This is a genomic window from Kribbella qitaiheensis, assembly GCF_014217565.1.
Taxonomy (GTDB): Bacteria; Actinomycetota; Actinomycetes; order Propionibacteriales; family Kribbellaceae; genus Kribbella; species Kribbella qitaiheensis_A.
The window spans coordinates 2,137,705-2,157,617 of record NZ_CP043661.1 but is presented as its reverse complement, the minus strand read 5'-3'; the positions used below and the strand labels follow the sequence as shown (position 1 = coordinate 2,157,617).

13 protein-coding genes are annotated in these 19,913 nt (G+C 64.8%); 12 read left to right on the top strand and 1 reads right to left on the bottom strand.

Annotation, left to right across the window (positions count from 1 at the left end):
- The first annotated feature begins 2 nt into the window (after positions 1–2).
- The 9 genes from F1D05_RS09730 (at position 3) to F1D05_RS09690 (ending at position 12,966) form a co-directional block, all read left to right on the top strand.
- Complete coding sequence (locus F1D05_RS09730) at positions 3–3,269, top strand: hypothetical protein (RefSeq protein ID WP_185447003.1); 3,267 nt, start codon at positions 3–5, stop codon at positions 3,267–3,269.
- Positions 3,270–3,593, top strand: a complete 324-nt coding sequence (locus F1D05_RS09725; protein WP_185447001.1) for a VRR-NUC domain-containing protein — start codon at positions 3,270–3,272, stop codon at positions 3,591–3,593.
- Positions 3,594–4,066: 473 nt separating this feature from the next.
- Positions 4,067–5,848: a DEAD/DEAH box helicase gene (locus F1D05_RS09720; RefSeq protein WP_185446999.1), complete on the top strand. Its 1,782-nt coding sequence runs from the start codon at positions 4,067–4,069 to the stop codon at positions 5,846–5,848.
- Positions 5,849–6,033: 185 nt separating this feature from the next.
- A complete protein-coding gene (locus F1D05_RS09715) occupies positions 6,034–6,591 on the top strand; it encodes a DUF7694 domain-containing protein (protein WP_185446997.1) in 558 nt (185 codons plus the stop codon).
- 1,417 nt (positions 6,592–8,008) lie between these two features.
- A complete protein-coding gene (locus F1D05_RS09710) occupies positions 8,009–8,527 on the top strand; it encodes a hypothetical protein (RefSeq protein WP_246486564.1) in 519 nt (172 codons plus the stop codon).
- A 406-nt stretch (positions 8,528–8,933) separates the two neighbouring features.
- Positions 8,934–9,155, top strand: a complete 222-nt coding sequence (locus F1D05_RS09705; RefSeq protein ID WP_185446995.1) for a hypothetical protein — start codon at positions 8,934–8,936, stop codon at positions 9,153–9,155.
- 511 nt (positions 9,156–9,666) lie between these two features.
- Positions 9,667–10,602 carry a hypothetical protein gene (locus F1D05_RS09700; protein ID WP_185446993.1) on the top strand — a complete coding sequence of 312 codons (936 nt, stop codon included), beginning with the start codon at positions 9,667–9,669 and terminating at the stop codon, positions 10,600–10,602.
- 103 nt (positions 10,603–10,705) lie between these two features.
- On the top strand, positions 10,706–11,698 hold the full coding sequence (locus tag F1D05_RS09695; RefSeq protein ID WP_185446991.1) for a hypothetical protein: 993 nt from the start codon (positions 10,706–10,708) through the stop codon (positions 11,696–11,698).
- Positions 11,699–11,733: 35 nt separating this feature from the next.
- On the top strand, positions 11,734–12,966 hold the full coding sequence (locus F1D05_RS09690; protein ID WP_185446989.1) for an AAA family ATPase: 1,233 nt from the start codon (positions 11,734–11,736) through the stop codon (positions 12,964–12,966).
- 12 nt (positions 12,967–12,978) lie between these two features.
- Here F1D05_RS09690 and F1D05_RS38755 read toward each other — a convergent pair whose 3' ends face one another.
- Positions 12,979–13,743: a hypothetical protein gene (locus F1D05_RS38755; RefSeq protein ID WP_206686140.1), complete on the bottom strand. Its 765-nt coding sequence runs from the start codon at positions 13,741–13,743 to the stop codon at positions 12,979–12,981.
- A gap of 367 nt (positions 13,744–14,110) precedes the next feature.
- Here F1D05_RS38755 and F1D05_RS38750 point away from each other — a divergent pair, with 367 nt between their 5' ends.
- The 3 genes from F1D05_RS38750 to F1D05_RS09675 all read left to right on the top strand — a co-directional run bounded on the left by F1D05_RS38750 (position 14,111) and on the right by F1D05_RS09675 (position 19,911).
- The gene (locus F1D05_RS38750) at positions 14,111–14,704 is read left to right on the top strand and encodes a hypothetical protein (protein ID WP_206686139.1); all 594 of its coding nucleotides are present in this window, start codon (positions 14,111–14,113) and stop codon (positions 14,702–14,704) included.
- 91 nt (positions 14,705–14,795) lie between these two features.
- Complete coding sequence (locus F1D05_RS09680) at positions 14,796–16,748, top strand: AAA family ATPase (RefSeq protein ID WP_185446987.1); 1,953 nt, start codon at positions 14,796–14,798, stop codon at positions 16,746–16,748.
- A 253-nt stretch (positions 16,749–17,001) separates the two neighbouring features.
- On the top strand, positions 17,002–19,911 hold the full coding sequence (locus F1D05_RS09675) for an AAA family ATPase (protein ID WP_206686138.1): 2,910 nt from the start codon (positions 17,002–17,004) through the stop codon (positions 19,909–19,911).
- The last annotated feature ends 2 nt before the right edge of the window (positions 19,912–19,913 follow it).

Here is a 19,913-nt window from a genome sequence, read left to right as displayed (position 1 = left end):
CCATGCCCGCTACCGCACAGAGCACTCGGGCGCCGAGGCTCGCCCGGATCACAACCGAGTCGTGTGCGTTCACCTTCTACGACATCGAGTCACTGTCGAACGTGTTCAGCATCGCTGCCTACACGCGCCTCCCGGCGGCGCGCGACGTGCTCGAAGTGTTCTTCCTCGTCGATGACTCGGTGCTGGCCGCGGGTATCGATCAACGCGCGCTCATTGGCGCGATCCGTGCGGGGAACCCAGGCCTTTCGCAGACCGACGTCTGGCTGCATGACCTGCACACCGTCGCGGGCAACCTTCGGCTGGCACACCTTGTGGGCCTGTCCGACGCCGAGCAGGTGTGCGACCCGGAGCAGGACTCGTCGTACCCCGACGACCTGCGCCCGGTCTGTGACACCGACCCCGGCTTCGATCCGGCTCACCACCCATTCCTTGCCGGCTACAACTCGATGAACTACGACACCACGATGCTGGCGCTGTACCTGTCCGAGGTGTATTCCGACGTCGTCGACCACCGCACCCGCCTGGCTTACGCACAGCAGCAGCACCGCAACGCCGGCACTGCGCAACGCGCCGCGGAAACTGAACAACTCCTCCTGGATGTTCTCGCACAGCGCCCGGTGTTCAGACCGATCACCGCGGCCACGCTACGCGTCCACAACGACGAACTCTTCGACGCCAAGAACATCGAGTACATGCCCGGGTACCTCGGCTGGGATACGCCTCAAGGCAGGATCCGACGGGCGATGCTCCAATCCGGTCGTCATCTCGACGTCGCACGGCTCAACGAGCAGCAGTGGAAGGTGAGCCTCAAGCGACTGCTCGGCATGCTCGGCTACCAGATCAAGGAGTCTGACAAGCTCAGCCACGACTCGGTCATCACGACGCTCGAGGAACTCTACGAGCTCCTTGCCTACAACGTCGCCGACTGTCTCGGCCTTGCTAGGCTCTTCGAGCACCCGACGTACTCCGGGGCATTCGACCTGAAGGCCGGCCTCCTGGCTGAGTACTCCGAGACAGTCTTCGGCCGCACTGGGAAGGTTCGACGGGATCGGCTGACCGTTGACTCGTCCTCGGCGAAATTCGTGGGCCGGATCCTTGCCCCGTACGAGGCGCTGAACGACGTCGAGAAGGTGTCGTTCCTCTACCCTGCCGCGGAGGTAGCACACGAGCGCGGGATCGCTCAGGTCAACGTCCTCGACGAGTGCCTGCGCTACTTCGAACACAACGTCGTCCCCGATCGAGCTGTCAACCCGGCCCAAGCGAACGCATACAGGCAGTTTCTCCAGGTCGTTGCCTACTACCGGTCAATCGAGGGGCAGAACTTCAACGACTCTGAGGAGTACAGCGAGCTGTACGGCCTGCCGGCCCGTTGGCTGAAGGAGATCCAGAAGTCACCGAACAACTTGCCCTACTTCCATGCTGACGGCACACCGTCGTCGTGCTTCGCAACGTTCTCCACCGGCGGAATCCACGGGGCGGAGGCCGACCTGGCCGCATTCGACCGCGACTGTGCGGACCACCAGCGTCTGGAGATGATGCTCGGTCTTGCCCGGCACCTGTACCCCGATGCCAAAGACTACGTGGCAGAGGCGAAACGCCAGCACAACACGCTCCCACTTGCTGAAGGTTCGGCCGTCGACAAGCGGCTCGTACTGATTGGCTCCGACCCGCATAAGGTCAGGTACCGCAAGCCGAAAAAGGACGATCCGGTCCAGGCAGAGCAGGTCACCCGTGCCCAGGCACAGTTCCCCGATCCGGCCGCCCTCCTCACGACCCAGCGCTGCGAGCACGAGGCCTTCAATGTCGCGATTGCCGACAGCAAGAGTCCGGGCGGGGTGTTCGTCATTGAGGGCAAGGCCGTGCTGGCGAAGTCCGCGGCCAAGTCGGCGGAGTACCGTACCGAGCCCGCCAAGAAGCGGCCTGAGCTGTTCATGGCCAGAGACGACGGCTCCACCAAGCTGCAGCCGAAATACGCCCGGACCTCGGCAGGGCTCGTCACCCACGAGGACTTCACAAGCTACTACCCGAACCTGCTGCGCAACATGCGAGCCTTCTACAACCCAGAGCTGGGCGAGGACCGCTACGCAACGATCTTCTTCGACAAGGAACGACTGGGCCGCGAGCTCAAGCAGCCCGGTCTCCAGCAGTCGGACAAGGACCGGCTGACCACTTTGCGCAACGGCACGAAACTCATCCTCAATGCCGCATCCGGCGCGGGCGATGCCTCGCACAGAAACCCGATCCGCATGAACAACCGGATCATCTCGATGCGGATCATCGGCCAACTCTTCAGCTGGCGCATCGGCCAGGCCCAGACTCTCGCGGGCGCCCGGATCATCTCCACCAACACCGACGGTCTCTACTCGATACTCGACAGACAGACCAACGACCTGGTGCTCGCCGAGCAAGCCGCATTGATCGGCATCGACATCGAGCCCGAGCCGATGTTCCTCATCAGCAAGGACTCGAACAACCGCCTGGAGCTCACAGCTCCACCGGAGGGAGACAACCTCACCGAAAGCCGCATCATCACCGCCTCCGGCGGGACGCTGGCCTGCCACGACGGACCCCGCCCGGACAAGTCGCTGGCCCACCCCGCCATCATCGACTTCGCCCTGGCCCGCTACCTGAAAGCCGTTGCCAGCCGCGGCGAGGCTGCCCTGTCTGAGACATTCGACATCGAGCTAGGACGCAAAATCCTGGCTGCAGCGATCGAGTCCGGAGACCAGCTGCGCACGGCTCTGCTGTTCCAGAACGTCATCGCGGCCTCACGGGGCTCTATCACCTACCCCTTCGCAGCCGCGCCGCTGAATCCGAACGCGAGCGGCGAAGACCCGGTGATCGTCGACCCGCGGTCTTTGCAGATGGTGAACCGGGTGTTCGTCGTACGTCACGGAGTCGCAGGCTCCGTCAGCCTTCACAACGCCGGCGCCTGGAAAATCCCGCCCGCGACACAGGCCAAGCGTCGACAAGGCGCTCAGCGGCCAGCGCCCAACGACATCGCCAGGTCGATCCTGGCCCACCATGGCTGGGCCGCGACCCGCTGGATGAAGTCGCAGAACTCGCGGCTCGTCCTCGTTCCAGACGACCGTGACGTTGCCATCCGCAAGATCAACGGGATCGACCCGACATGGTCGCTGGTCATCTGCAACGACGACCTGAGAACGCTGGATCCGTCCGCGCTCGCCGCCATCATCGCGGCGCTCGACCTCGATGCCTACACGCAGATGCTTGCCGAGACGTTCACGAAGAACTGGATGAACACCTAGATGGAGCGCCGTGAGCGCGACATCGAGCAGTATTTCCGAAACGAGTGCCGCAAGCGCGGGTTCCTGTGCCTGAAGTTCGTCTCGCCGTCGCGAAACGGCGTACCTGACCGCGTCGTCGTGACACCGGCCGCAACTGTCTTCGTCGAGCTGAAGAAGCCCGGCAGCTCGCTACGCAAGATCCAGCGGGTGACGCACTCGAAGCTGCGCCGGCACGGGGCGGCCGTCTACGTGGTGGACGGCCGTCGTAGTGCCGACCGGCTCCTCGCCGAGCTGAGTGACGGCAGGCGGCCTGTGGCTGAGCCCAACGACCACGAAACGTTCTGACGGGTACGACGCCGACCGCGAGGAGTCGCGTCAGGCGCCCAGTCTCGATGCATAAACGAGGCACCTTCACAACCGTCCCGGCCAACGAGGCGCGGGCCGCTAAGAGCGGACGACAAGGCCCAGGGAAGCAGGACCGGGGGCTAGGACCGCAACCGGTAAAGCCACTGCATCAGTGGTGCCCTGACCGAACTGGACTCCCGACTTCCGATGGCGACCCGAAGGAAAGAACCCTTCACACGCCAGGTCCCACAGGTCTTGACGAGCAGGCCAGAGGCCTGCCGGGGAGTCCGCGAGATCTGGACCGGAGACCACTCGTCCCATCGGCTCCGCACCGAAGGCCGCGGCGCAAGTTCGCGAGACCGACGCACTGGCCGGAGTCCCTGTCCTGCGCGGCTCCTCGACCCGCGGCCCCGGCATGCCCCAGCCCATCGACGACAGGAGTGCGCCGGCCAGAACAGGTCGGCCCGATCCAGATGACCACCCTCACGCCAGCACTACCGCAAGCACCCGTCCTCATGCCTCACCAGCAGCATGCAGTCGACTTCATGGTCAGCCGTCCATTCGCCGGTATCTGGGTAGACATCGGTGGTGGCAAGACGCTCAGCACCCTGACCGCGCTACAGCAGATCCGGCCGATCGGTCACATTCTCGTCATCTCGAATGTGGCGATCGCACGATCGACCTGGATCGACGAGATCGAGGAACGGCAGATGCCGATCCGCATCCGCTCGTTGATCGTCGACGAGCGCGACCGCAAGCTCAGCCGGGACGACCGCCTCGAACGCTTCCGTCAGGTGTTCACCGACCCACCGACCATGTACTTCATCAACCAGGAACTCATCACCCGGTCGCCGCAAAAGAACTGCCCAGCATGTCAGGGCAACGGAGTACCGGCCCCGCACGCCTGCCAACAGTGCCAGACAGGACTGGTCGATCAGATGCCGATCCAGCAGATCGACGGACGCGACACGATCATCTGGCCCTTCCAGACCGTCATCATCGACGAGAGCCAGGAGTTCAAATCACACTCCTCTAACCGATTCAAGGCGCTCAAGACCGTGCGCCCAGCCATCACCCGGCTCATCGAGCTCACCGGCACACCTGCACCGAACGGCCTTGAGGACCTGTGGAGCCAGGCGTACCTGCTCGATCAGGGCCGGGCGCTGGGCGCGACCATTACGGAATACCGCGAGCGCTGGTTCACACCGAAGATGGTCCCCGGCACCACCACACCGGCCAAGTGGGAGCCGCTTCCCGGCGCCGAGCAGGAGATCCACCAAGCCATCGCACACCTGGTGATGAGCGCGCAGAACACCTCCGCGAACCTCCCCGAGCTCACCGTCGAAGACGTGCACGTCCACATGGACCCGGACGTGCTGACGGCCTACCGGGAGTTCAGACGTGACCTCGTCATCGACATCGTCGACCAGGCCGCGTTCCGCGCCGCGGAACGCGCCTACGACAACTGGCGACGAACGTCGGCCGACGCCGACGCCCACGCGATCCGCGCCCAGCTCTCGACCCTCACCGGCGATTCCCTGCGTACTGCCGACGATTCGTTTCGCAAAGCCAGAATCCACCACTTCCTCCGGGATCCCGACGAGCAGCTGGTCAGCACCGTGGTCGCCGAAAACAAGGCCGTACTGACGAGCAAGCTCATGCAGTTCGCCTCCGGCACGCTGTACACCGCCGACCCGGACGACCCGAGCACCGCCGGTCGGTACGAGGCCATCCACGACGAGAAGCTTCACAAGGCCGCGCAGCTGATCCACGGCAACGCCGGCGCCCCGGTACTCGTCGCCTACCACTTCAAGTCCGACAAGCAGCGACTGCTCGAACACCTCAACGGCGCCGGACTCCACACCGAGGCCTTCAACGGCTCCCGGACGATGACTCGGCGCTGGAACGCCAAAGAGATCGCAGTCATGCTGATCCACCCGGCGTCAGCCGGCGCCGGCCTGAATCTCCAGCACGGTGGCTCGACGCTGATCTGGTACACCCTGCCGTTCTCGCTCAAGCACTATCTGCAGACCAACGGCAGGGTGTATCGCACCGGCCAGACCCGGCCGGTACGGATCCTTCAGCTCATCACCGCCGGCACCCAAGACGAAAGGATGCCTGTGGTCCTGGACGCCAAGCGGCTCACACAAGATCGGCTCATCCGGGCCGTCGACGTCGACGTCGCTCTACTCGCTGCGCTGCACGAAGAGATCCGCGACGACCTCAACGCCCACTGGCTGTCCACTCGGCTCTGAGACCCGGCACAGCACCAAAGCCCCGCACTGCGTGTCCTCGGCATCGCCGAATCCGAAACGACACACGAGCCAATCCCTGCCGAGCAGGCCGGACCCCCGCTGCATCACCCGGGCCGCCACGGCTGGCGTTCGACCGACTGAGCCGAAGCCTGACTCAATCACGAACCGACAAGGAGGTACTTAAGATGCCCAAGGCAAGCAGATCAGGCAATCCTGCCAAGGCGGCCGGCCGGCAGGAACGATGGACGTCCTTTGTCCGGCACCAGAACATCCCGACCGGCGAGCAGGTCTGGCAGAACAGCCGTTACACCGTTCTGGTCGCGGTCCGCAACGACCACGCTGTTCGATGGGCAGGACTCGAAGGCGCACATGATGCGCATCTGTCGTTCCGCCGCCGAGACCGCCAACCCGAACCGATCAGCTGGCGCGACATCCAGCGCATCAAATCTGAACTGTGCGGCTCAGAGGCCGAGGCCCTGGAATGCTTCCCTGCCGAGTCCCGATTGATCGACGGCAGCAACCAACGTCACCTGTGGGTGTGGCGGCAGGGCAAGCCCAACGCTCCACGGCTCGGCTGGTACGGCGGCCGCGCGGTGCTCGGCGCGGTGCTGGCCGACGCCGATGCTGCCACGGTGGCGCCGCTGGTCACAGTGCACACAGGCAACCTGTCCAACGCACGGCAGAACCCGTTCGAAGACGGTGCCAACGCCAACCTGAACCTTCAAGGCGTGATCTGGTCATGACAAAACCGAGCAAATCAAATTCGCCAACGGCAAGAGGGAAGGCTGAAAAATGAGGAACTTTACACCCGGCGGAGATCAGGAGGGCTCGCCGGACGGCAAATCACGCCGTTCCTCGGATTCCACGGGGCCAGGGCACTCCGCCGGGGGCGCAGACCTTGAAGCCGATCCGTCAGCAACGGAAATTCTCAAGAAATCCATTTCTGCCATCCTCCGTCCTCAGGGCGTCAGAAGTATCACTTGGGTCGAACCTGATGAGTATTCAGTGGGCCGGGCGATTGTCAAGGGCCGCGAGGACGCATTCCGCCACGTCACCGACGGCACCGCCACCAGTTGCCTGTGTGGTCACAGTGCCCGAATTGCGCCTCCGCCGCAGGCTCCTGACTGCCCGGTCTGCCAGCTCCTCGACTGCTAGCGCCTCCGGCGCCGGTTCGAGCCTCAGTCCTGGTGTGCCGGCGCCCGCGATGATCGGCAAAACTGGCGGCGCAGATCCGCGGGGTGTGACTCCCGACGCGCATCCAGCGACGCGGCCCGCGGCCGGTTCAGGAGCCGGCCGAACTGTCCGACTCCCCAACGCGGGACGCCTCGACGGCCATTAGCACAAGACCGGAGCGGGATCTCACTTCACTTCGCGGTTTCACAATTCTCCAGAATCAGTGACTTTCTGTGCTTGTGCTGCGACATAACGCGAGTCTGATCAAATCTATGCCATTGGCGCGAGCGGCCGACGTTGCCCGGTATTACTAGTGGCCAGTCGATGGCCGTGCGGATGCACGTGCATGTGCGGGTGCTGACGGGTGTGCATGCCCAATTAAGTGGGTTGACATGTAGGTGTATGGCAACTGCAGCTTCCTGCAATCGAGACTGATTGGTCTTGATTCGGTCTATTGCCGGAGGCAATGATGGTCGGCCTGTTCACTGGATTGGAGGTTAGTTGCCAATGGCATCCAAAGAGCCGGAACTTGTCTTCCATGTGGCTTCGTGCGACGTGGGCCGAGTGGTGGCCCGGCAGGCAAGGATGTTGTGGGCAGCAGGACCGCGATCCGTGGACGGCGGGTCGACGTGGGAGTCGATCCGGACAACGTGGAGGCGATCGAACAGCTCGACGGGGGTCGGGAAGCGATGCACAAGCAAGGCCGACGGAGTTATCCACAGATCCATGAAAGAGCTCCGCGCTGTGCGGGACCAGCCGATAGTGTGCTGTTGCTGGTTCAGCGACCAGTTCGGGGAGCAGGGAGGGGGGCCGAAACTGCAACGACATGGGAGGTGGTTGCCGTGCAAAACGGCGGTGGTCAGCGGGTGTTCCACACCCGGGGGGCCGATGGCGGGCTCAAGGAATGGATATCGGGGATCGGTTGCCGGCGAGGCGGCATCGGGTCTCAGCGATTTCCGCGGCTGCGCACCTAGAGGAGGTGCACCGATGAGCCAGCAGCAACCCGAGGCATCCGGCGCGGGAGAGTTTGAGGGCTTCAACAAGGCCCAGTGCATCATGTGGTGTCACAAGATTCGTGCTCGTGTACTCGAGCGTCTCCGGCTGACGAGCTTCATCGTCGACACCTCTGTCGAGGCCGTGCACGTCAACAACACCAAACGGGCCGACCGCGTGTTTCTCACCGCGTTCGACGACGAAGGCCGCCAGGTCAGCGCGGACACCCTTCCTATCATCGAGCCCTGTGACAAACTCGCGGTCGCTCCCGAGTTCGACCACGACTTCACCGCCATGCCCGTCACGCCAGGCTCCGAGCTGGAAGAGGCGGTTTCCCGCGAGGACGGGTGGGTCGTCAACATGGAGGCCGTGCGGGACTACGACATCGCGGCCGATCGCCGGGCTACCCAGAAAGCGGTCGTACTGGCACACCTGCCCGACCTCATGCAGAGCGGCGAGGCCCGCGGTTTCGTTCTCGGATCCGACGAGCCTGATGGCGCCGGTGGTGCATGAAGTCTCCGTCGCTACAACCCACCTAACCGACACCAGAGCCCCCGCCCGGGCTCTGGCTCTCTACCGTGAACGTTTCGCCGATGCCGCAGCCGTAGTGTCTGCCCCCGAGACCAATCCAGCCCCGCTGAGACCGCTGCTCGGCGAGACGGCAGGCTTCGATGGGCCCGAGCGAGGCCGCATCACGCTCGGTCCGGCATCTGACAGTTCACGACGTGCGTGCGCACAAAGCACACGCAGACCGACTGACGTCGGTCACGGGGTACGGCATGGCGCGAACTGCACCCGGGGACGTACACACAATTCCACGAGGCATCAGCTGGCGCGTGGTCGCTAGGTGAGCCTGCTTCAGTGTGCCGAGATTGCTTGGCACGTTGCCTGCCCCTCCTCGGCCACTGAAGGATGCCCGATGAAAGAACGCTGCATCGGGTCTGGGTTCTGGGAGATCGACGGGTTCCGTGTCGAACGCCGAGCGGGCGTCTGGGGCGTGTATCTGTCTCCGAACACGGCGCCGGTATTCGAGCACCGCACCCTCAAATGGTGCCGACAGTTCGTCGCGGACGGGATGGCGCACGCTGCGCAGGCCGACCGCCAGCGCGCTCTGCCGCGCGCTCGGCGTGCGCGAGCTTAGCTTCCACTCCGAGGGTGCGGCGTGCTGCCAGGTCTAGACCGTCTGGGTCGGCCGGTCGCGGAACAGCAATCGGAGCGAAGGTGCCCACGCTGATCCGGATCGGCAACCTGGCTGGCGCGTACGGGCCAACGAGTCCGCAACCTGACAAGGCCTCTTGTGCGTCCGGCAGATCGCACGACGCTGCAGTCAGGAGTTGCCTCTAGCACCTGTCTTGGGCCGTATGCCGCCTCAGCGATTCTCGAATGCGTTCAGGGCGAGGACCCCAATGAAAGCCGCGATGGCGGGGGTGCCGCTGTAACGACCCTGCGACCGCGCCGTCCGGCCAGGTGCGACCACCGGGCCATTGAGAACAGGTGTGAGGCGGACACGGAGTCTCCGCGGATTACGGCCGGCTACCGCCCTCCGACCCACGCGGCCCGTGCCCGGTTCCTCCGTGGCTGGCGTGGGCATATCGCCCCGTCTCGAAAGCGCGTGACCGAACAGTCATCTATACAGAGAAGAGCGTTCCACCATGGTCAACTACTCCGTCTCCGCCAACCAGCTCAGCGAGGGCGAACTCGTCCTCATCCGCGGCAAACTGTCCTTCTCCCGGCTCACCCGCCTCATCGACGGCGACGCACTGGAGAGGTCCGACGCCCGCAAGGTCCAGAGTGGGGCACTTGCCGTCGGGAAGCCGCACACCACCGCGACCATCACCGAAGCCGAGGTGATTTGCAAGGACCCGGCGAGTCCCTCGACCGAAGAGCGCTACGTCGCCGAGCGCCGCTTCGTCTCCACCAAGCACCCGGAGACCGGCGCGAACTACTCACTGGACTCCAAGGGCAACAGCCTTCCCGGCATCGCGGTACCAGGCGAAGACGGCACGGTAGTTCCGGACACGTCCGGCCGGGAACTTGCCCAAGGCCTCGACGTCACGCTGGTACTGCGCGTGTACAAGCCCAAGGGGTACAGCAACCGCGGCCTGTCGCTGGACCAGGTGATCGTCAACGAGCCTGTCCGCTACTACGTCGGCAACACGAACACGACCGAGCTAGCGGCTCGCGGCATCGTCTTCGGTGCCCCGCCCCAGAACGTGCAGGCTTCCGCAGCGCCGACCACCTCCTCGGCCGGCCCCGCAGTCGTTGACGACGGCACCGGCACGGTCATCGACGAAAACGGATTCGCACTCCCCGGCCCGGCAGCTCCCGGTCCGTACCAGCCGGCCACGACTGCTGGAGCGGGGCCCGGTCACGCGCCCGGACCGCAGGCCGCGGCGCCGGCTGCTCCGGCAGCGGTGCAGCAGGAGGAGAGCATCGAGGCCAAGGTCGCACGTCTGGAGGCGGAGAACAACGCGTTCAAGGATGCCGGGTCGGCGATCGGTGCGGCGCCTGCCCAGGGAGGGCCGGCGAACCCCTGGAGCGACTCCGCACCGGTAGGCGAGCCCGCCGGTATCACCTACCGCGGGTGATGTGCGACCGATCGGCATGGCCTATCCGCGGGTTGCCCTACTGCCGCCGTGCCGATCGGGTCGCGCATCGACACCGTTCGACTTTCGCGCGTGAGAGGCGCCGATGACAATTGACGACCCTCGCATCAGATTTGCCGCGTTCTACGGCAACCCGGCGATCCGCACGCTTGCTGGAGCCGCCCGGTGGACGATCTCGGGCCGCCTCGGCGATGACCCGAACGATCCGGAGGTAACGCGCAAGGCGCCGATCGACCTGCGCTCCTTGCTCGACCACAACCGGCTACGTGGTGCCTGGTCCATCGACGAGCAGTGCCTGGTCGTCCTCGACGAGCTCACCGACAGGATTCCCACGGCCACGAACACCGCCTTCTACCTGCGTGCATCGACCGACGGTCTCATTGTCATCGACATCGAGCCCGACTGCCCAGCGCCGGTCGCCGCGCAGCTGCTCAAGCTGCCCGACGTGCTTTACGCCGAAGAGTCGATGTCTGGTCGCGGCTTCCACCTCGTGACACCACTGCCTGACAATTTCGCAGCGTTCCCGATCGCCGCCGGCAAACGAGTGCTTCGCGAGGAGCAGGGCTGGTACGAGATCCTGCTCGACCACTGGGTGACCTTCACGCGTCGTCCTTTGCCACCGGGGGCCCTGGCCCGCCCGCCCACGCCATGTCCGCCGTTCGCGAGCGTTGCGGACGTCTATGCAGACCTGGCGCAACACGCCAGGACCGCTACAGCGTCCGCGATCGACGTGAACACCGGGGTCGATGTCCCGGACATCCCGGGAGGGCCGCAGATCGTCCGGCAGACCCTGGCCGCGGCCCGTCACCGGTTCAAGACACTCGACCACTTCGATGGTGATCGTTCCCGTTACGAGTTCTCGGTCCTTGGGACGCTGCATCGCCAGATGCTCAACCATCTGGTCGAGCACATCTCGCTCGGGCGCAGGTATTCCAGCAGCGACCTGGCCTGGCTGTTGTTCCAGGCTGCCCAGCAGGTCATTCCAGCGCGCGCGAAGCACAACGAGCGCCGCAACGGGCGTCCGTTCCTGCTCGACCGCGCCGCGGCGATGGTCGCGCAGCAGGAGTCCGACGCCTGACCTCTCGTCACCCGACCACAGAAAGTACCCTCACCATGCGCTTCAACGACACGCTGTCCGAGATCATCTGCCAGGACCTCGAGATGAACATCGTTCCCGCCCTCATGGGCGAGCCCGGAATCGGCAAGTCCTCGTGGGTCGAGGCGCTGGCCTACTCGATGAACACGAAGGCCTTCGTGCTGCCGTGCAATCAGCTCGCCGACAAGGCCGACCTCACTGGTGCGCGCCTCGTACCGACCGACGCCGGGTCCTATAAGCAGGTCTTCTACCCGCACCATGTCATCCAGGACTGCATCGACTACGCCGAGGCGAACCCGCGCGAGTGGCCGATCCTGTTCCTCGACGAGATCAACCGCACGACCTCTGACGTCACCTCCGGCGCGTTGACCCTGGTCACGCTGCGCCGCATGGGACACGTCGAGCTGCCCAAGAACGTCCGCATCATCGTGGCCGGCAACGACAAGGGCAACGTGACCACGCTGGACGAGGCGAGCCTGTCCCGGTTCTCGATCTACCGTGTCGAGCCCGAGGCTGCGACGTTCATGGGCATCATCGGCGACGAACTGAACCCGTGGGTGAAGAAGGTCCTGACGCAGTTCCCGGCGCTGGTCTTCCAGAAGGCCATATCGGGCGTCGTCGCAGCCGACGGCCCTGACGATGACGACGACGCCACGACCTCGTCGTTCGCCGAGTTGTTCGACTCCGGCGAGGAGATGAACCAGCTCACGACGCCGCGCACGATCGACAACCTGTCGCGCTGGCTGAACCGGGCCGACCGCGCACAGCTGTCGCGCTACCTGGCCATGCCGGCGACGATCGGGGATCGCGAGACCACTGTTCTCAACGAGGTCGTCGAGTCGCACGTGGGCAACACGACATTCGCGGTACAGGTCGTCTCGGTCATCGCCGAGGACCTGGCCAGCGGCACCGGCCAGGCGGCGACCAACCAGGTCGTCGTCCCGAAGCCCAACTGTTACGTGGACCTCAAGGCTGCGCAGTCGGTTACGGACCTGGCGGCGCTGATCGCGGACCTGACCGACTCCGACAAGTCCGGCTCGCTGCTCTACGCGCTCAAGGAGCACGAGGACAACACCCGGCTGATCGAACAGCTCGCTCAGGCCACGCAGCAGATCGAGTCCGCCCATACGCGGACGCTGTTCGAGATGGTTTCCGCGCAGCAGGCCGATATGCCGAACGTCGAGGCATTCCTCAACGGCGGGACGCCACTCGCGGACGCGCTCAAGCCGCTGCTGTCGGCGTTCCTCTGATCCGTGAGCCGGTCATCCGACACCCGATAGGAGGGATGCGCAGCTATGACGATCACCGTCACCAATCAGAAGCCTGCCGTGCTTGACCCGGTCCACACGATCTCGTGCAAGGGCGTATACGATCCGCTGTCGGCGATCGGGTCCGTCATTGTGGATCCGCTGCGGGCGCCGCTCAACCCCGGTGCTCCGGCGAGCATCACGGATGCGCACGGCAACGACATCGGTCCGGGTATCGAGCAGCTGCTCATGCCCTGTCTGACCGGCACAGTCCAGCCGGCGGCCGAGCAGATCATGAAGGAACTGCTCGGCCAGACCCTGGTCAGCTACGACCAGGGCACGCCCCTGCCGGTGGGCGAGTTGTTCGCCGCCCAGGCCGGTCGGGCGCACAAGCTGCCCGCCCCGAGCCGCACAGTCATCTACACGGCCCGCGAGGACGTGATCCCCGCCGCGAAGGGGCTCTTGTCGGGCTCCAGCGCCGACGAGTTCTTCGCGACACTGGCCTACGCATACCACCCGGACACGCTCGGGTTCTGGTTCCAGTCGGCGGCCGCGTTCGATGATTTCAAGGCTTGGCTCACCGGCCAGACCCAGTCCATGAGTACGGCGCTGCCCGCTCAGACCGTGAGGCTGCTCGGCGACTTCGCCGCGCTCTCGCTCAAGGGCCTGACCGAGTCGCTGCAGCTGCGCGTCAACGACGCTGACGGTAACGACGAGTTCTCGTTCGCCCGGGTGATCGTGCACATGCTCATGATCTATGTCGAGCAGCAGCGAGCCCAAGCCCAAGCTCAGCAGCCCGCAGCAAGGCCCGACACCGTCGGGGTCCTTCCGTTCACCGTCGGCGAGCTGTTCTGCCCGCGTTCACTGGTAATGGTGAACGTCGAGGCCCACGCCCGGGCGCGGGCCGGCAAGGTCACTACCGAGTGGAGGATCATCAACCAGGCTCTGGTCGCGCCGGTGAAGGTCGTTTCGCACCAGGCCCTGTCGAAGCTCACAACCCTGCAGCGGGCGACCGCCCGAGCCAAGGCCCTGGCCAGCGCGCTGCCCGTCGGCAAACCGGCCGGCAGGGCTGCCCGGGTGGTGTTTCCGCAAACAGCCGCCCTCCAAGGTCGACCTGTTCGCGGCGCTCACCCGGGTACTGACGCGGATGGGCAAGGTCAACCGGTCACAGAACATCTTCCGCAAATCGAAGACCACCTTCCTCAAGGCGAACCGCCGCGACCCCGACGACTTCAACAAAGCCGGCCGGATCACCAGCGTGAGCTACATGCCCGATCTCCACGTCTACGTGGACACCTCCGGGTCGATCACCGAAGCGAACTACCAGGAGGCGGTCCTGATGCTCATCCGGATCGCGAAGAAGCTCAACGTCAACCTGTACTTCAATTCGTTCAGCCACGTGCTCTCACAGGAGTCGCTGCTCAAGGTGGAGAACAAGTCGATCACGCATATCTGGAGGGAGTTCCGGAAGGTTCCCAAGGTGGACGGCGGAACCGACTACCTGCAGATCTGGCGACACATCAACGCCAGCGCGGTGCGCACGCGCCGACTGAGCCTCGTCATTACCGACTTCGAGTGGTCACCGCCGTCGACGCGCGAGGACCATCCGGTCAACCTCTACTACGCGCCCTGTGGGGCTATGGATTGGGACTCCATGGTCGGCAGCGCGAAGTCCTTCACGAAGGCCATGAAACATATCGATCCGGCCATCGCGCAGCGCTTGCTGGGAATGATCGCCTGAGCCGTCGCGACCCTACCGGCGGTGCCAGCCACGCTTCGGCCGGCACCGCCGCTCCCGTACATGTCCCGTCACCCGCGAAGGAGCAGGATCAATGGGCCTCCAGAACTTCACCGGTCGTCCCGACGACGACGACGCGAACTCGCCGAGTGGAACCGGCGGATCCCCGCTACCACCAGGCTTCCCGTCCTCCGGCGTGCCCGCGGGCAACAGCGGCGGCTCTGCCTACGACGCCGACGCCGTCGAGGAGATGCTTGTCGACTACAACGAGAGGTACCAGAACGCGGAGCCCACGCTGTTCCGTGACCGGCTCATCGAGCAGGTCCTCTCGGTCCTGATCGGCAAGACCAAATCCAACGCGCTGCTCGTCGGCCCCGCGGGCGTCGGCAAGACCAAGATCGTCGAAGACATCGCCCGCCGCATTGCCCTCGGCGACGTTCTTATCCCCGACCAGCTCAAGAACCACACGGTCTACGAACTGCCGATCTTCAACCTGGTCGCCGGGTCCGCCTTCGTCGGCGCGCTGGAGGAGAAGGTCAAATCGATCGTCGACTACGCCTCGGACCCCAAGAACAAGGTCATCTTGTTCATGGACGAGATCCATCAGCTCACCAGCGGATCCGACGGTGGCACGTACACGAAGATCGCGCAGATCCTCAAGCCGGCGTTGGCGCGCGGCGACATGCAGGTCATCGGCGCTACCACCACGCAGGAGGCCCGGCTACTCGACGACGACCCCGCGTTCAGGCGCCGCTTCTCCCGGCTCGTTGTCGACGAGATCACCCCCGACGAGACCGCCGCGGTGCTGAAGAAGATCCGGCCCGGCCTGCTGGCCCACTACAAACAGCAGATCACCGTCACCGACGACGTACTGGCCTCCGTGGTTCGTGTCGCCGACGAAAACTCCCACGCGGGGTCCCACCGGCCCGACAGCGCGATCACACTGCTGGATCGTGCAATGGCCGACCGCGTGCTCGAGCAGAAAAGGCTCATCACTGCGGCGATTGCGGGCGGCGACGCCGCCACCGCTCAAGCACTACAGGCGATCCCGCGCTTCCCGCTCACCGAGACTCGGGTCCTCGACGTCGCCCGGCGCATGCTCACCGGCAACACCATCAAGAACGTCCTCGACATCACCCAGCTCAGCTCCGCCCTGACGGAGCGCCTGCAGGGCCAAGACTCCGTGCTGGGCACCCTGGTCGATCGGATCGCGCGCGAGGAGCTGGGTGTCTTCCCCCGCACCGCACCCGTAGCGTGGCTGTTTGCCGGTGCCTCCGGCGTCGGCAAGACCGAAACGGCGAAGATCGTCTCCGAACAGCTGACCGGTCAGGAGCCGATCGTGCTGAATATGACCGAGTTCCATCACGAGTCATCCATGTCCCGGATCATCGGAGCGCCGCCGGGCTACGTCGGGTCGAACTCCAACGCCGAACTCCCCTTCGACTCACTCGAATCGAACCCGCACCGGGTCATCCTGCTCGATGAATTCGAGAAGGCCGACCGCGCAGTGCAGCGCCTGTTCCTGCAAGCGCTCGACGAGGGCTACATCACCACGGCCCGGGGCAAGCGGATCGACTTCTCCAAGGCGTTCGTCTTCGCGACGACGAACGCTGCCAGGGAATGGCTCGATGGCAACCAGCTCGGCTTCGGCGCCGGACCGAAGACAGTCTCAAACCGTAGTCTGAACGCCGCGCTGGGGCAGTTCTTCGACGCCGAGCTGCTCGGCCGCTTCTCGCTGGTCGTCGGGTTCAACCCCATCGACGAGAAGGTCTACTGCCAGGTCCTGACCGCGAACTACGCGCAGCAGCGCCGGCGCATCCTCGGCGCAAATACTCGGCTCGGCCAAGTGCTCCCCACGGCCATCCCGGACGATGAACTGGCTGCCATCTCTAAGCGGACCTTCGTTCCCAGCCACGGGGCTCGCCCCGCCGCGCGTGCTGTCAGGGCCTGGATCGAGGACGCCCTGATCGCTGCCCAGACTCCCGGTCCGGTCGCGCTCGTGCCGCAGGCAAGCGCCAACGTGGAGGATCCGGCGCTCAGCGCCTGACCCTCGCTGCGGGGGGAGCAGCCCGGGAGTCTGCATCGGGAAGCAGGGCCCGGGGCGATCCACCGCGCGCTGCCTGCGGCGCGCGGTGCTCGGGGCCTGACGGCCCCGACGGGTGGGAGATCGGGGCACTCCGCCACCGGCTGTCCGATCGTCCACCAATCGGTCAGCGTCTTCGTCTCCGCAATCGTGTCAACGCGGCCGTCCGAGTCGTGCCTGACGCGCATCGCCGACTCGTCTTGTCCGTGCAGCGAACGTGTATCGGTCCTGCTCTCACACAGCACGCCGATGCCATGCGGCATCCCTCCTCAGTCATCATTCGCCGGATCCCAGAAAGCGTGCGCCATGCCCCTCCTGCTCGACGACATCGATCTCACGACGCCGGCCCGCGACGGCCAAGGCAGTCGACCCGAAGTTCTTCTCCTCGAAGCTCACCGGCAACGGCAAGTACTCGACGGGCCTGCTGCACGGCCAGCTGCGCCCGGCCAGCACTCTGCACAACAGCGCCTACGCCGCGCTTGCCATCGACCACATCGAGGTCAAGGCCAGCTCCACCCAGAACGGCGTCACGGTGGTGAGCATCCCGTTCGCGCCAGTACTGCGCCGGGCACTCACCGAGACCGGCGGCTCCTTCACGCTTGCCACCCCACACGACCAGGACCGCTGCACCGTTGAGACCGGCTCGGCGGATTGGGACCTCGCTTTCGACATGACCCCGCAGGCAGCGAAGCTGTTCGAAGACGCCAACGGCGGCGGCGCGAACGGCGGCCCCAAGATGAGCCGCGACTTCGTCGTTCAGTACCGGATGGAGCTGTACTTCTTCAAGAAGGGCACCACTGAGCCCGAGCGCGCGCCGATCGCCTCGACCGCGTCTGGCCTCCTCATCCACGACGCGACCGTCCTGGTGAGCTGGGACACCAGCCCAATGGACAACGCCGCGGCCTTCGTGGCAGGGGCCCTGCGGGCTGTCGGTCTCACGCACCAGAACCCTGACACGCTGGCCGACTGGCTGACGAACGAGTTCAACGTCCACGAGCGCATTACGCGCCAGGCCGAGATCTGGGACTCCGAGGCGATCGCTGGTGAGGTCCTGGCCTACGTCGGCGGCCTTCCCAGCTCGCCCACGGACCAGCAACTCAACGCTTTGGCCGTGCAGCTGCGCTACCTGGAAAACTACAACGTTCCGCTCGAGGCGTACCGCTCGATCCACCAGAAGATCGAGGCCACCTTCAGCGACAAGACCGCGGCAGCGCTGTCCAAGCAGAACCTCAACCTGCTGATGAGCCACACGCTGTCCCACCTCGAGGGGATGAAGGGGCAGCTGACATCCATCGCGATCCCGGCAGCCGCCCCAGCCATGCCGCCACACCTGTCCGTTCAGCAGCGCGCCGCGCTCACCACGCACGAACCGCTCGTGATGGTGCAGGCCGGCGCCGGCACAGGTAAGAGCACAGTGATCCTCGAGCGCATCAAGTACCTCGAAAGCTGCGGGGTGGCCGCTTCCAACGTCACGGTGCTGAGCTTCACCAACGCCGCGGCCGACAACATCACCGCGAAGAACCCTGCTGTCGGGTCGATGACCATCGCCCGGATGATCAATGACATCTACAAGCTGAATTACCCGATGCACGAGCTGTCGAGCATCGACACGATCATCAACTCGATCGACATCTTCTACCCGACGAGCAATTTCGCTGCCGGATTCCGGGCGCGCCTGCTCGAGGTCGACCAGAACAAGACAGGTGCTGTCACGGCGCTGAACACCTACATCGAGAACCACTTCGACGACGTCATCGCCATGCTCGACACGATCAAGCAGACCTCGCTCGAGCTGGAGATCATCATCTGCTACCAGCGGATCGACACGATGACCGAGCCGGCGCACGTCCAGTGCGAGCACCTGATCATCGACGAGGTGCAGGACAACTCGATCTTCGAGTTCATCTACCTGCTGAAGTACATCACCAAGCATGCCCAGTCCCTGTTCATCGTCGGCGACGCCAGCCAGACCCTGTACGAGTTCCGCTCGGCGAACCCCCGAGCGCTCAACACGCTGGAGGGTTCAGGGGTCTTCGTGACGTTCAAGCTGACGACGAACTACCGGTCGAACCAGGAAATCCTGGACTTCGCCAACGTCGTACTCGGCGACCTGGAGACCAATCAGATCGCAGGCATCCAACTGCAGGCCAATTCACTCGTGGTCCCGACAGCGAAGTCGTTCCAGGAAAAGGTCCTGCTCGACTACCGTGCCGTGTCCAAGCTGACGTCGTTCGTCACCCAGGACCTGGGCGGCATCGTGAGCAGCACCATCTCGCGATACGTAGATGGCTGCCTGGCCCGTGGAGAGCAGGTCTGCTTCCTGGGCTACTCGCGTCGCGAAGTGGCTGTGATGCAGGCCGCGCTCCAGCAGACGTACCCGCAACGGCACATCGCTTCGCTTGTCAGCGACAAGGTCTTCGCGACAGACATCTTCTCGAAGTACATCAAGTTCTTCTGGAACGATGTCCTCCAGGTCCAGCCCCCCAGCGCCTCCTTCGTGGTGACCCAGGGCATCAAGGACAACCTGGACAAACTCACGAAGAACGCCGGGAACTCAAAAGTCGCCACAGCGGTGATGGGCATGGTGTCGAAGTGGTGGCTGGAGAACGCCGCCACCATCCGTGGATGGGAACAGCTCTACCTGCAGGTAGCACTCACGCAGGACGACTTCTTCGAGCGTCTACGGGACAACCTGCTCTCGTTCGAGATTCGTCACAACGCGGTGCGCCAGTCGCTGGTGAACCAGAAGAATCGCGACCGCAAGGCGAAGAACGCCGAGTCGGACGCTGACCTGCTGGTCTCGACGATCCACGGTGCCAAAGGCATGGAGTTCGACAACGTCGTGGTCCTGCATAAGGAGAACACCGCGATGACGCAGTCGAGCCGTCGCGAGTTCTACGTCGCGTTCACCCGCGCCAAGAAGACCGAGTACATCCTCTCCTACGGCACGGTGAAGAATCCGCCGATCGAGAGCAGTTACGAGCAGATTGTCAGCCTGCTGACCAAGCGCGACAGCCAGACGGCCGCGCGTGCCGCCGGCCTCGACCCGGACCTTCTGGAAGACGACGCCGACGGCCCCGATCCCAGCTCGGTAGACGACCGGCCCGCGGTTGCCCAGGCCGTCTGACG